Origin of the sequence: Amycolatopsis mongoliensis (assembly GCF_030285665.1) — a bacterium.
In the GTDB taxonomy this organism is placed as follows: Bacteria; Actinomycetota; Actinomycetes; order Mycobacteriales; family Pseudonocardiaceae; genus Amycolatopsis; species Amycolatopsis mongoliensis.
The window spans coordinates 190,352-202,950 of sequence record NZ_CP127295.1 but is presented as its reverse complement, the minus strand read 5'-3'; the positions used below and the strand labels follow the sequence as shown (position 1 = coordinate 202,950).

General features: G+C 72.4%; 12 protein-coding genes. 4 read left to right on the top strand and 8 right to left on the bottom strand.

What is annotated here, in order from left to right:
- Window positions 1-2: 2 nt before the first annotated feature.
- The 6 genes from QRX60_RS00965 to QRX60_RS00940 form a co-directional block, all read right to left on the bottom strand.
- Window positions 3-1,385, bottom strand: a complete 1,383-nt coding sequence (locus tag QRX60_RS00965; protein ID WP_285998894.1) for an FAD-dependent oxidoreductase — start codon at window positions 1,383-1,385, stop codon at window positions 3-5.
- Entirely contained in the window at window positions 1,378-2,040 is a 663-nt protein-coding gene (locus QRX60_RS00960) for a VC0807 family protein (RefSeq protein ID WP_285998893.1), read from the bottom strand. Before QRX60_RS00960 ends, QRX60_RS00965 begins: the two co-directional genes overlap by 8 nt.
- Window positions 2,037-2,639: a TetR/AcrR family transcriptional regulator gene (locus tag QRX60_RS00955; RefSeq protein ID WP_285998892.1), complete on the bottom strand. Its 603-nt coding sequence runs from the start codon at window positions 2,637-2,639 to the stop codon at window positions 2,037-2,039. Before QRX60_RS00955 ends, QRX60_RS00960 begins: the two co-directional genes overlap by 4 nt.
- A gap of 71 nt (window positions 2,640-2,710) precedes the next feature.
- Window positions 2,711-4,015 (bottom strand): GGDEF domain-containing protein, encoded by a 1,305-nt coding sequence (locus tag QRX60_RS00950; protein ID WP_285998891.1) that lies wholly within the window; start codon window positions 4,013-4,015, stop codon window positions 2,711-2,713.
- Between the two features lie 421 nt (window positions 4,016-4,436).
- Window positions 4,437-5,189, bottom strand: coding sequence for an SDR family NAD(P)-dependent oxidoreductase (locus QRX60_RS00945; RefSeq protein WP_285998890.1), 753 nt, complete (start codon window positions 5,187-5,189; stop codon window positions 4,437-4,439).
- Between the two features lie 22 nt (window positions 5,190-5,211).
- On the bottom strand, window positions 5,212-5,799 hold the full coding sequence (locus QRX60_RS00940) for a TetR/AcrR family transcriptional regulator (RefSeq protein ID WP_285998889.1): 588 nt from the start codon (window positions 5,797-5,799) through the stop codon (window positions 5,212-5,214).
- 122 nt (window positions 5,800-5,921) lie between these two features.
- On the opposite strand from QRX60_RS00940, the gene QRX60_RS00935 reads away from it, so the two are divergent.
- Window positions 5,922-6,290: a hypothetical protein gene (locus QRX60_RS00935; RefSeq protein WP_285998888.1), complete on the top strand. Its 369-nt coding sequence runs from the start codon at window positions 5,922-5,924 to the stop codon at window positions 6,288-6,290.
- A gap of 52 nt (window positions 6,291-6,342) precedes the next feature.
- Complete coding sequence (ku, locus tag QRX60_RS00930) at window positions 6,343-7,215, top strand: non-homologous end joining protein Ku (RefSeq protein ID WP_285998887.1); 873 nt, start codon at window positions 6,343-6,345, stop codon at window positions 7,213-7,215.
- A gap of 278 nt (window positions 7,216-7,493) precedes the next feature.
- Here the strand turns inward: ku and QRX60_RS00925 are convergent, their stop codons facing one another.
- The gene (locus tag QRX60_RS00925) at window positions 7,494-7,958 is read right to left on the bottom strand and encodes a MarR family winged helix-turn-helix transcriptional regulator (protein ID WP_285998886.1); all 465 of its coding nucleotides are present in this window, start codon (window positions 7,956-7,958) and stop codon (window positions 7,494-7,496) included.
- A gap of 10 nt (window positions 7,959-7,968) precedes the next feature.
- Window positions 7,969-9,759, bottom strand: coding sequence for an ABC transporter ATP-binding protein (locus tag QRX60_RS00920; RefSeq protein ID WP_285998885.1), 1,791 nt, complete (start codon window positions 9,757-9,759; stop codon window positions 7,969-7,971).
- 218 nt (window positions 9,760-9,977) lie between these two features.
- Between QRX60_RS00920 and ffh the strand changes: the two genes are divergently transcribed.
- Both ffh and QRX60_RS00910 read left to right on the top strand, forming a co-directional pair.
- Complete coding sequence (ffh, locus tag QRX60_RS00915; RefSeq protein ID WP_285998884.1) at window positions 9,978-11,513, top strand: signal recognition particle protein; 1,536 nt, start codon at window positions 9,978-9,980, stop codon at window positions 11,511-11,513.
- Window positions 11,510-12,586: an amidohydrolase family protein gene (locus QRX60_RS00910; RefSeq protein WP_285998883.1), complete on the top strand. Its 1,077-nt coding sequence runs from the start codon at window positions 11,510-11,512 to the stop codon at window positions 12,584-12,586. The genes ffh and QRX60_RS00910 overlap by 4 nt, the downstream gene beginning before the upstream one ends.
- Window positions 12,587-12,599 lie beyond the last annotated feature (13 nt).

Below are 12,599 nucleotides of genomic sequence, written 5' to 3'. Positions count from 1 at the left end.
GGTCACGTGGTCGCGCCGGCGGTGCTCGTCGCGCGCTCGGGGGCGGGCCGTTCGGCCGCGGGCGGCCCGAACCACCGCAGCAGCGCCTCGGCCAGCCCCGGGCCGCCGGCCCAGGCCACGTAACCATCCGGCCGGACGAGCCGCGGCCCGGCGCCGTCACGAGTCTCGACCCGGTCCGCCCACCCCGCCGGCAGCGCCGCGCCGACCAGGACGGCGCGGCCGTCCGCGGCGGCCGGCACATCGGTGGCGCGGCCGGTGATCCCGGGGTAGGTCACCGCGATGCCCGAGAGCTCCGCAGCGACGGCTCGGCGGGCCTCGGGGACGGCCAGCAGTCCCGTGACGACCTCCCGGACGGCCGCCGCGTCCGGGTCGGGCACGCCCAGCACCGCCTGGGCCCGGGTGCTGACCAGCACGCGGGCGGCGACCGGGTGGCGTTCGTCGTGGTAGCTGTCGAGCAGCCCGTCGGCAGCGGTGCCGCGGACCGTCGCGGCCAGCTTCCAGCCGAGGTTCACCGCGTCCTGCAAGCCCAGGTTGAGGCCTTGGCCGCCGACCGGGAGGTGGACGTGCGCGGCGTCGCCGGCGAACAGCACCCGGCCGTGGCGGTAGCGCTCCAGCTGCCGGGCCGCGTCGCCGAAGCGCGACGCCCACAGCACCTCGCCCACCTCGATGTCCGGGCCGTGGGCGGCGGTCAGGGCCCGCTGCACCTCGCCGGCCGTGACCGGCTCGCCGCGGCCGAGCCGCTGCTGCTCCTCGCCGAAGACGATCGTGCGGTGGCGGCCACCGGAGAGCGGCAGCAGGTATCCCGATCCCGACGACGGCAGCTGCCACGCGTCGGCCAGGCCGGCGGGCTTGGCCGACAGCCTGATGTCGGCGACGACCAGCGAGATCCGGGCCGGCGTGCCCGGGAACGCGGCGCCCAGCAGCGTGCGCACCGTGCTGCGCCCGCCGTCGGCGGCGACGAGCCAGCCGGCCCGGTGGTCGCGCCCGCCCGCGGTGACCGTGACGCCCTCGTCGTCCTGCGCCACGGCGGTGACGGCCGCGTCGCGCAGCACGGGGGTGCGCAGCCGCGCCTCGATCGCCGCCGCGACGTGGGCCTGCTCCACGCCGAGCTGGTACGGGAAGCACGTCGGCAGGTCGGTGTAGTCGATCGGGAGACCCGAGAAGTGCCCGGCGGGCAGCTTCGCCTGGACGTGCGGCTCGATCGCGGCGAGCAGGCCGCGGTCCGCGAGCACCTCGACCGACCGGGGCTGCAGGCCGAGGGCCTTCGACTGCGTGGTGGGCCGGGCGTCCCGTTCCAGGACCAGCACGTCGAGCCCGGCGCGTTCCAGTTCGAACGCCGTCAGCAGGCCGGTCGGGCCGGCGCCCGCGACCAGGACGTCAGGCATCGAGGTTCTCCTTCTTGAGGTACCAGACGTGCCAGACGATCAGCGCGGCCAGCATGGCGAACCACTGCACGGTGGTGACCAGGGAGATGAGGTCGATCGGCAGCGTGTAGACGAGCACGATGTGCGTCACCGCGCTGATCACCAGCACGCCACCCCAGGCGGCCGTGTCGATCCGCAGGCCGCGCCGGAACCGGGCGTCGGTGTCCCAACGGGCCGCCCACGCGGCCGCGCCCTCGGCGCCGCGCTTGACCTCGGCGATCGTGCGGCCCAGCGTCAGCTGCGCCGGCCGGCCGACGAAGACCGTGACGAGCATCCACGCGCCGAACAGGCCACCCAGCGCGGCGGTCCACCCCTCGCGGATCGCCAGCGTGCGCGGGTCGTCCGACAGCAGGCCCAGCACGACCGACAGCACCAGGACGCTCAGCGTGACCAGGGCGATCAGGTCGATCTTGCGGTTCCGCGCGATCGTCCACAGCACGTACGGCGCGGCCACCAGGACGCCGGCCATCAGCGCCCACCACTGGCTCACGCCCGCGCTGCGCAGTCCGTAGAACAGCGCCATCGGCACGATCACTTCGAACACGACGTTCAGCACGTTGGCGCGGACCACCCGGCGCAGGCCGGCGTCGGGTTCGGTCTTCGCTTCGATCATCATGCGGATCCCCCAGCGGATTCGGGTGCGGTCGCCCGCACGTAGAGGTCGGCGAGCTCGCGGCCGACGCGCGCGAGCTCGGTGGGGCCGGGCACGGCCGCGGCCGCCGTGGCGACCACGGCGTCGAGCCCGGCGGTGAGGGAGAGCGCCGCGGTCCGGGCGTCGAAGGCGCCGAAGACGCCGGCCGCCTGCCCGGTGCGGAAGTGCTCTTCGAACAGCGCGAGCCGCCCGTTGACGGCGTCACTCCGCGAGCCGGCGTTCTTCACCAGGTCGATCAGCGCCTGGACCTCGGCGGGGTGCTCCCCGACGAGGGCGACGTTCGCTTCGACGTAGGCGCGCAGCTGCGCGACGTGCCCGACGGCGGCGTCGATGCGCGGCTGCATGAACGCCCCGGTGACCAGCTCGATCTCGGCGACGCACGCCGCGAGCAGGTCGTCCTTGCCCGCGAAGTGGTAGCTGATCATGCCGGTGCTCGACAGGCCCGCCTGCTTTGCGATCCGGCTGAACGACGCCTTGGCGTAGCCGGCCTCGGCGATCACCTCGATCGCCGCCCGCACGATCTGGGCCCGCCTGCCGGACTCGGTGAACGTTCTTGCTCGCATGAGCAAAATTTAGCTCGCCCGAGCAAAAATGACAAGTCGCCTGGTCAAGGGCCGGAAACGGGGGGAGTGGGTCAGGCGGTGGCGGTGCCGTCGACCACCTGGTTGCGGCCCGCGTCCTTGGCCCGGTAGAGGGCCTTGTCCGCGGCCTGCAGCAGCCGTTCGACGGCCGTGCCGCCGTCCGGGTACGTCGCCACGCCGATGGACGCCGACAGGGCGTCGATGACGCGGATGCGGCTGCCGTCCTCGTACTCGACCTTCAGGGATTCGATCGCCGACCGGATGCGCTCGGCCACCGCGAGCACCGCCGCCGGACCGATGTCCGGCAGCAGCACCACGAACTCCTCGCCGCCGAAGCGGCCGACCGAGTCGTAGTCGCGCACCGCGCTCTTGATCGTCGCCGCGACCGCCCGTAGCACCGTGTCGCCCGCCAGGTGCCCGTGCTCGTCGTTGATCAGCTTGAAGTAGTCCAGGTCGATCATCAGCACGCCGAACGTGCTTCGCGTGCTGCGCTGGGCGCGGGCCAGTTCGCGCGAAGCGAGCAGGTGCCACCCGGTCGTGTTGAACAGGCCCGTCTTCTCGTCGGTCGTGGCGGCGATCTCCAGCTGCTTGATCAGCACCGCCCGGTGCAGCACCAGCAGCGGCGGCACGATCGCGACGGCGAGCGCGGGCAGCGTCGCCAGCGTCAACGCCGTGAGCAGGCCCAGGCAGAGCGTCGCGACCTCGAGGAGGTTGTCGCCGAGGCCGCCGAAGAACGCCTTCACCGTGCGCTTCGTGATCGTCAGCGCCGGGAGGATCGTGATCGCCGCGACCAGGAAGTACGTCACCGCGGCCAGCGCGATGGCCGTGACGCCGCGCCAGCCCGACGTCAGCGCGGCGTACATGTCGGGGACGCCCAGGCGCGCGAGCACGAGCTCGGCCGAGTAGCAGGTGACGACGACCAGCGTCGCGTTCAACGTGGTCCGGAACGGCGGGACGCGCTTCATCCGCGCGAGGCTGCGCGTCGCCAGGTGCAGGTAGAGGACGGCGACCAGGGCCGTGACGAGCGCGGGCGGCAGGAGCAGCACGCCGGCGAACGTCCAGACCGACGTCAGGTTGATGTGCGGGGTGTCGGACACCAGCCGCCGGACGCGCTCGATCTGCCGGCCCAGCTCCGCCTGCAGCACGCCGAGGCCGGCGAGGACGCCGAAGACGACCAGGTCCCACCCGTCCACGGGCACCGAGACGGCGGTCCAGGCGGTGGCCACGAGCGCCACGGACTCGACGAGGAAGCAGTAGAAGACCAGCGACCCGCGCTGCCGCCACAGGGTCCAGTGAGCAGGGAGAAGCGCCCCACGGATCCGGCCCACGCGGGGTTCGGCCGGACGGGCGCCGTCCATACTCAAGGCGGTGCAACTCCCCTGGGTGATCCGACGATCCGCGTCCACTTCACCACATCGGGCGACCTCGATCGACGATTGCCACACGATCGGACCAGTGAAGGGAGGCCGTCATGCGCAACCGCGAGTCCTGAGCCGCCGAAGCCCGCATTTTCGCCGTGCAGCAGCGAGGAGGTCGTCATGCGCAATCGCGAGTCCTGAGCCGTCGCAGCCCGTCACCACCACGTCCGGGAGGAGCCTGCCGTGCGCAACCGCGAGTCCTGAGCCCGCGCCCGCCCGTCACCACGTCCGGAAGGAGAGCAGCCGTGCGCAACCGCGAGTCCTGACCACGCCGTGCACCCGAGTCCGTCCCGGCACGAGAGGGGAACGTCACCATGCGCAACCGTGAGTCCTGAAGAACCGCGGGCCCGGGTGGGGCCGCTCAGGCGGTCGCGCCGCCGTCGACCACCAGGTCGTGCCCCACGGTGAAGGCCGCTTCGTCCGAAGCCAGCCACAGCACCGCGGCGGCCACCTCGGCGGTGGCCCCCACCCGGCCCAGCGGGATCGCGTCCTTCAACCGCGCGGCGCGGTCCGCGTCCGTCTCACCGGGACGCAGCGACATGTCCGTGGCAGTCGCCCCGGGGCTGACCGCGTTGATGCGGACGCCGTCGGCGATGTGGTCGCGCGCCGCCGTGCGGGTCAGCGCGCTCACCGCGGCCTTCGACGCCGCGTAGGCCGCCATGCGCGGCAGCCGGCCGTGCGCGCCGATGTTCGAGGCCATGTTGACGATCGCGCCGCCGCCGTGCGCCCGCATGTGCGCGACCTCGTGCTTCAGGCACAGCCAGGTGCCGGTGAGGTTCGTGCCGATCACCGCGCCGAAGTCGTCCTCGTCGAGGTCCGCCACCGGGGCCGGCGACCCGAGGACGCCCGCGTTGTTGACCGCGACGTCCAGCCCACCGTGCCGCTCGACGACCGTGGCGACCATCCGCGCCACGTCCGCCGAGTCGGTCACGTCGACCTGCACCGCGCTCGCCGCGTCGCCGATCTCCTTCACCGCGGACGCGAGCCGCTGCTCGTCCCGGCCCGCGACGACGACCGTCGCGCCCTCGGCGGCGAACGCCTTCGCCGTCGTCAGCCCGATGCCCGAGCCACCGCCGGTCACCAGCACGACCTTGCCTGCGAACCGTGCCCCCATACGTGCCTTCTTTCTGGTCTGATCAGTCTCGAATGAGTATGCGCATCGCCTGCGAGACGGCCGCGTTCAGCCGGCTCGCCGCGTCCGTGCCCTTGCCCAGGACGCGTAGTCCCTGGAGCACGGTGAGCAGGAACCGCGCCAGCGTCGCCGGGTCGCTGCCGCCGGGGAGTTCGTCCTGGGTCTTGGCGCGTTCGAGCGCCATGGTCAGGGCGACCTCGAGGGTGTCCCAGCTGCGCTCGACGATCCGGGCGACCGCCGGGTCGCGGGGGAGCAGCTCGATCGCCGCGTTGACGACGAAGCAGCCGATGGGCCCGTCTTCGCCCAGGATGTCCGCGGTGTAGCCGTCGAGGAGCCGCCGCACCGCAGCTACGCCCGAGCCCGGTTTCGACAGCTCGGACACGACCCGGGTGTCGGTCCGCTCGGCGTAGCGCTTCAACGCCGTCACGTAGAGGTCGTGCTTCGTGCCGAAGGTGGCGTACAGGCTCGCCTTGGCGACGCCGAGGTGCGTGACGAGGTCGCTCACCGACGTCGCTTCGTAGCCCTGACGCCGGAAGAGCCCGAGCGCGGCGTCGCAGGCTTCGTCGACGTCGAACTCCTTGACCCGGGACATGATCGAAACCCTAGCTGTTTCGAGAACGATCGGTCAAATAAGCGAGTGGCGGTGTGTCGGCTCCGATGACGGCGAGTGCGGTGGCACCATGGCTGATCTGACCGGTCCGGAAGGGGTGAGCGATGCAGGACCTGCCGCGGCTCACCCTGCCGCCGACGGTCGTCGCCACCCATCTGCGCTCCTGTGCGGAGGAGCTCGCCGCGAGCCTGCGCTGCGGCGGCCCGGGCGCCACGACCGCCGAGCTCACCGACGTCGTCGCGCACCTGGTCGCGGGCCAGGAAGCCATTTCCCACGCGCTCGCCGGCCTCGCCGCCCGCGTCGAAGGCGGGGCGAACGCGCTCGCGGCGGCCCCGCCCGTGGACGTCGAGGTCGTCACCGAGGTGCTGCGCGAGGCGGCCATCGCGGCCCGGTGCGCGGCCGAAGCGCTCGACGAGGTCACGCCGTCGTTCGAATGTGTGAGCGAATCCGTCGCGCCTGACACCCGTTTGTAGCTGTCGGGGCGCGCGGCCGCCTGTCTAGCCTGGAGCTGCGGAGGTGGCTCGCATGCGCGCAGTGTGGACGGGCACGATCGGATTCGGCAGTTACGCCATTCCGGTGAAGGCGTACAGCGCGACCGAGGAGCGTGAGATCCCGCTGCACCAGGTGCACGAGGCCGACGGCGGCCGCGTCCGGGTGAAGCGGGTGTGCGAGGTCGACGGCGCCGAGGTGCCGCCCGAGCAGATGGTCCGCGGGTACGCCGTCCCCGGCGGTGACGTCGTGCTGCTGTCCGACCACGAGCTCGCGTCGCTCCCGATGCCCGGCCGCACGATCGCCATCCGCGGGTTCGCGCCGGTCGCGGACGTCGACCCGATCTGGTTCGCGAAGAGCTACTACCTCGAGCCGGAGCCGGCGGGCACGAAGCCGTACGTGCTGTTCAGCGAAGCTCTGCAGCAGTCCGGGCGGATCGCGCTGGTCACGGTCGCCCTGCGCCGCCGCGAGACGCTCGGGGCGCTGCGCGTGCGCGACCAGGTGATCGTGCTGGAGACGATGCTGTGGCCGGACGAGGTGCGCGCGCCCGACTTCCCGTTCCGCCACGCCGACGTCGACATCCGGCCCGGTGAGCTGCGGCGCGCGGTGAACCTCGTCGAGGAGCTGACCGGCGAGTTCGACCCCGGCCGGTACCCCGACCGTTACCGCGAGGCGTTCCAGGCGTTGGTCCAGGCGAAGATCGACGGCGCCGAAGTCGTCCAGCCGACGGCCGCCGAGCAGACGGAGGGCGTCACGCGGCTGCTGGCAGCCCTGCAGGAGTCGGCGTCCGAAGCCGAGGACGCACGCAACGCGGCCGTCGCGAAGGCCAAGGCCGCCGCGTCGCGGGCGGCGAAGGCGCGTACGACGGCGAAGAGGGCCGCGACGCGCGGTCGCACGAAGACGTCCTGAGTATTACTACCCACGGGTAATTGAGGGTTCTCCCACTGCTGGCCGGGTGCTCCGGCGCGGCAGACTTCGTCCTGTCAGCGGATACCGGATCGCTGGCGAGGGGGGAGGAAACCGGACGGCCCCTGGGGAGGTGAGCCGTCCGGGCACCAGGGTTCCGGGGCGGGCCGACGGAGGAGCGGTCCGTGCCCGGAACCCGTGTCGCACCGCGGGGAGGCGGCGCGAACGAGGGGTGGCCCGAAAGCCGCCGTGGAGGGATCGAGGGGTCTCCGCGGCGGCTTTCAGGCTTCCGCGACCCGGAGCATCAGCTCCGAAGCCAGTTTCAGCAGCTGCCGTTCGGTCGGCGAGAGCGTCGTCTCGATGGCGCCGGCCAGCCAGCGCTCCCGGCGGACGCTGTACTCGCGCAGCACCGCCAGCCCCGCCGGCGTGATGCTCACCAGCGAGCGGCGCCCGTCCGCCGGGTCCGGCGAGCGCGTCACCAGCTCGCGTTCGGTCACCCACGCGAGGATCCGGGTCAGCGACTGCGGCTGCAGCCGTTCGGCCTCGGCCAGCTCGGTCGGCGTGTGCGTGCCCGCCCGGTAGAGCCGGCTCAGCACCGCCAGCACCGCCGGGCCGGGGCCGTTCGGGTCCCGCTCCGCGCGCATCCGCCAGTTCAGCCGCCCGACGCCCTCGCGCACCCGCCAGGCCAGGTCGGCGAGCTCGGGGTCCGCGCTGACCGGTGCGGCGACGTCGGGTTCGGGCTGCATGGCCCCCAGGTTAGGCGGTTCCCCGGACCAGCCGGGCATAACGCCCGTCGCGCGCCAGCAGCTCCTCGTGCGTCCCGCGTTCCACGATCCGCCCCTCGTGCAGCACCACGATCTGGTCGGCGCGCTCCACAGTGGACAGCCGGTGCGCGATCGTCAGCGTCGTGCGGCCCGCGGCGAGCCGGTCGAGCTCGGCCTGCACCGAGCGTTCCGTGCGCGTGTCGAGCGCGCTGGTCGCCTCGTCGAGGATGAGCACCGGCGGGTTGCGCAGCAGGATCCGCGCGATCGCCATCCGCTGCTTCTCCCCGCCGGAGAACCGGTAGCCGCGCTGGCCGACGACGGTGTCGTACCCCTCGGGCAGCCCGGCCAGGGTGTCGTGGATGTGCGCCGCCTTCGCCGCCGCCTCGATCTCGTCGTCGGTCGCGTCCGGCTTCGCGAAGCGCAGGTTCTCCCGGACGGTGTCGTGGAACAGATACGTCTCCTGTGACACCATCCCGACGCCCGCCGCGAGCGAGGCCAGGGTGACGTCGCGGACGTCCGTCCCGTCGATCGCCACGGACCCTTCGCTCACTTCGTACAGCCGCGCCACCAGGTACGCGAGCGTCGTCTTGCCCGAGCCGGTCGAGCCGACCAGCGCGGTCGTGGTCCCGGCCGGGACGTCGAGGTCGATGTCCTTCAGCGTCAGCGGGCCTTCGTCGTCGTAGCGGAAGGAGACCCCGCGCATCGAGACGTCGCCACGGCGCACGTCCAGGGTCCTCGCGCCCGGCTTGTCGCTGATCTCCACCGGCAGGTCCAGCACCTCGAAGATGCGCCCGAACAGCGCCTTCGACGTCGCCACGTTCTGCCCGATGGTCTGCATCGCGCTGGCCGGCGCGACCAGCCGGTTGAGCATGCTGGTGAACGCCACGACGGTGCCGAGCGAGAACGGCGACGCGCCGCCCGCCAGCGCCAGCCCGGCGATCCAGTAGACCAGCGCCGGGATCACGGTCAGGCTCATCGACCGCGACGCGATCTGCCAGCGCCCGGCCAGCGCCGCCGCGCGTTCCAGCGACGCGATCTCCCGCGACTCGGCGCCGAACCGCTCGCGCATCGCCCGTTCGTTGCCCATCGTCTTGGCGAGCAGCACGCCGGTGACCGACAGGGACTCCTCGACCATCGTCGTCAGCCGGGCCATCCGCCGGGTCCGGCCGCGGGCCAGCGTCCGCCGCCGCTTGCCCAGCCGCAGCGTGAACAGCAGGAACAGCGGGACGACGATCAGCGACAGCGCGGCGAGCTGCCAGTCCAGCGCGAACAGCGCGACGGTGATGGCGATCGTGGTGGTCGCGTTCTGGACCATCGACCCCGCGGTCGTGGTGATGACGTTGTCGACGCCGCCGATGTCGTTGAACACCCGCGAGAGCACTTCGCCGCTCTTCGTCCGGGTGAAGAAGCCGAGCGACATCCGCTGCAGGTGGCCGTAGACGGTGACGCGCAGCTCGTTCATCACCCGCTGGCCGATGGTGTTGGACAGCCCGGTGGTCGCGACGCCGAGGGAGCCGCTGCCGACCGCGCAGGCGATCATCCCCGCGGCCAGGACGCTGATCAGGAGCGTGTCGCGGTGCGGGAGGGCGTCGTCGAGGATCTCGCGCAGCAGGAACGGGGAGACGACACCGAGGCCGGCCTGCAGCACGATCAGCGCGAACAGCGCGGCGAGGGGTCCGCGGTGCGGGCGGAACAGGCCGGCGATCCGCCGGAGGGGGACCGGTTCGTCGGTGTCGGCGGCCGGTTCGGCGAGCGACGGCCGGGGTCTGGTCGCGGAAGTCATACACGCATGTTTACCGACTGCCGCATCGGTGGCTAGCAAATTTCGGCAGGTAAAGCCGGTTTTACTCAAGTCTTGCGCGTGAAGTAGTAAACGTATGCGTACTGATTGCGTGGGTGACCTTCGCGTACCCGCGAGGTGGGGGAGCCGGAGCGACTACCCTCGGGAGGGCCGGCCTCGTCCGGCGCGCCACTCTCGACCCAGCTGGAGCGTGCACACCCGTGTTCGACACCCTCTCCGATCGGCTCACCGCCGCCCTGCAGACGCTCACGCGCAAGGGCAGGCTGTCCGACGCCGACATCGACGCCACCGCGCGCGAGATCCGCATCGCGCTGCTGGAGGCCGACGTCGCCCTCGGCGTGGTCAAGACCTTCATCGCGAGGATCAAGGAGCGGGCGAAGGGCGCCGAGGTCTCCCAGGCGCTCAACCCCGCGCAGCAGGTCGTCAAGATCGTCAACGAGGAGCTCGTCGGCATCCTCGGCGGCGAGACGCGCCGGCTGAACCTGGCGAAGAACCCGCCCACCGTGATCATGCTCGCCGGCCTCCAGGGTGCCGGCAAGACGACGCTCGCGGGCAAGCTCGCGCTGTGGCTGAAGAAGCAGGGCCACGCGCCGATGCTGGTCGCCTGCGACCTCCAGCGCCCGAACGCCGTCACACAGCTGCAGGTCGTCGGCGAGCGCGCCGGGGTCGTCACCTTCGCCCCCGAGCCGGGCAACGGCGTCGGCGACCCGGTCGACGTCGCCCGCCGCGCCATCGCCGAGGCGAAGCACGCGCAGCACGACGTCGTCGTGGTCGACACCGCGGGCCGCCTGGGCGTCGACGAAGAGCTGATGAAGCAGGCCGCGGACATCCGCGACGCCGTGCAGCCGGACGAGACCCTGTTCGTCGTCGACGCGATGATCGGCCAGGACGCCGTGACCACGGCCGAGGCGTTCCGAGACGGCGTCGGCTTCTCCGGCGTGGTGCTCACGAAGCTCGACGGCGACGCCCGCGGTGGTGCCGCGCTGAGCGTCCGCGAGGTCACCGGCCAGCCGATCCTCTTCGCCTCCAACGGCGAGAAGCTCGAGGACTTCGACACCTTCCACCCGGACCGGATGGCGTCGCGGATCCTCGGCATGGGTGACGTGCTGACCCTGATCGAGCAGGCCGAGCAGGCCTTCGACCAGGACCAGGCCGAGCAGGCCGCGGCGAAGCTGTCGAGCGGCCAGCTCACCCTGGAGGACTTCCTCGAGCAGATGCTCGCGGTCCGCAAGATGGGCCCGATCGGCAACCTGCTCGGCATGCTCCCGGGTGCCGGCCAGATGAAGGACCAGCTCGCCCAGGTCGACGACAAGCACCTGGACAAGCTGCAGGCGATCATCCGCGGCATGACGCCCGCCGAGCGCGACAACCCGAAGATGATCAACGGGTCGCGCCGGCTGCGCATCGCCAACGGCTCCGGCGTCACCGTCCGCGAGGTCAACGACCTGGTCAACCGGTTCTTCGAGGCCCGCAAGATGATGGCCCAGATGGCCGGCCGGTTCGGCTTCGGCGGCGGGGGCGGCTCCAAGTCCCGCAAGGGCAAGAAGGGCAAGAAGGGCCGCGGCCCGACGCAGCCCAAGGTCCGCGGCGGCTTCCCCGGTGGCATGCCGATGCTGCCGCCCGGTGGCCAGATGCCCGGCGGCATGCCCGACCTGTCGCAGCTCGGCGGCATGAACGACGTCCCGGGCTTCGACCCGTCGAAGTTCAAGCTGCCGAAGAACCCCAAGGACAATTGAGCACGGCACTGCACGCCGCCGGGGTGGTCCTGCCCGGCGGCGAGTCCCGGGACCTCTGGATCACCGGCGGCCGGATCTCGTTCGAGCCGGTGCCGGACGCCGAGACGCTGGGCCGGGACGTCTTCCTCGTGCCCGGCCTGGTCGACGCGCACTGCCACCCCGGCATCGGCGTCGGCGGGCCCGTGTCACTGGAAGAGGCGACCGAGCAGGCGCTGGCCGACCGCGCCGCGGGCACGCTGCTGATCCGCGACTGCGGCCTGCCGATCGACGTCCGGCCGCTGCAGGAGCGGGCCGACCTGCCGACGATCATCCGCGCCGGCCGGCACCTCGCGCTGGCCAAGCGCTACATCCCGGGGCTCGGCATCGAGCTGGACGACCCCTCGCAGCTGCCCGCGGCCGTCGCCGAGCAGGCCCGCGAGGGCGACGGCTGGGTCAAGCTGGTCGGCGACTGGATCGACCGCGGCGTCGGCGACCTCGCACCGCTGTGGCCGGACGACGTCCTGGCCGAAGCCGTCAAGGTCGCGCACGACCACGGCGCCCGCGTCACCGCGCACGTGTTCGGCGAAGCCGCGCTGCCGGGGCTGATCGCGTCCGGCATCGACTGCCTCGAGCACGGCACGGGCCTGCGCGCCGATCAGCTGTCCGAGCTGGCCCGCAACGACGTCGCGCTGGTGCCCACCCTGATCAACATCGAGAACTTCCCGGGCATCGCGGACAAGGCCGGCAAGTACCCGGCGTACGCGGACCACATGCGGGCGCTGCACGCCGGCGTCGGCGAGATGGTCGCCACGGCCATCGAAGCGGGCGTACGCGTCTTCGCGGGCAGCGACGCCGGGGGCATGGTCGAGCACGGCCGGCTCGTCGACGAGATCGAGGCGCTGCACCGCGCGGGCATGACCCGCGAGGCGGCGCTGGCGAGCGCGTCCTGGGGTGCCCGCGAGTGGCTCGGTCACCCGGGCATCGCCGACGGCGCACCCGCCGACCTGCTCGTCTACGCGAGCGACCCGCGCGAGGACCTGGGCGTCCTGCGGCATCCGGAGCACATCGTGCTGGGCGGCGTCGTCTACGCGTGACCCCCGCCGTTTT

Coding starts and splice junctions, on each gene's coding strand:
- QRX60_RS00955 (WP_285998892.1), bottom strand. CDS start 2,639: ATGCGAGCAAGAACGTTCACCGAGTCCGGCAGGCGGGCCCAGATCGTG.
- QRX60_RS00935 (WP_285998888.1), top strand. CDS start 5,922: ATGCAGGACCTGCCGCGGCTCACCCTGCCGCCGACGGTCGTCGCCACC.
- QRX60_RS00920 (WP_285998885.1), bottom strand. CDS start 9,759: ATGACTTCCGCGACCAGACCCCGGCCGTCGCTCGCCGAACCGGCCGCC.
- QRX60_RS00960 (WP_285998893.1), bottom strand. CDS start 2,040: ATGATGATCGAAGCGAAGACCGAACCCGACGCCGGCCTGCGCCGGGTG.
- QRX60_RS00945 (WP_285998890.1), bottom strand. CDS start 5,189: ATGGGGGCACGGTTCGCAGGCAAGGTCGTGCTGGTGACCGGCGGTGGC.
- ku (WP_285998887.1), top strand. CDS start 6,343: ATGCGCGCAGTGTGGACGGGCACGATCGGATTCGGCAGTTACGCCATT.
- QRX60_RS00940 (WP_285998889.1), bottom strand. CDS start 5,799: ATGTCCCGGGTCAAGGAGTTCGACGTCGACGAAGCCTGCGACGCCGCG.
- QRX60_RS00925 (WP_285998886.1), bottom strand. CDS start 7,958: ATGCAGCCCGAACCCGACGTCGCCGCACCGGTCAGCGCGGACCCCGAG.
- QRX60_RS00950 (WP_285998891.1), bottom strand. CDS start 4,015: ATGGACGGCGCCCGTCCGGCCGAACCCCGCGTGGGCCGGATCCGTGGG.
- QRX60_RS00965 (WP_285998894.1), bottom strand. CDS start 1,385: ATGCCTGACGTCCTGGTCGCGGGCGCCGGCCCGACCGGCCTGCTGACG.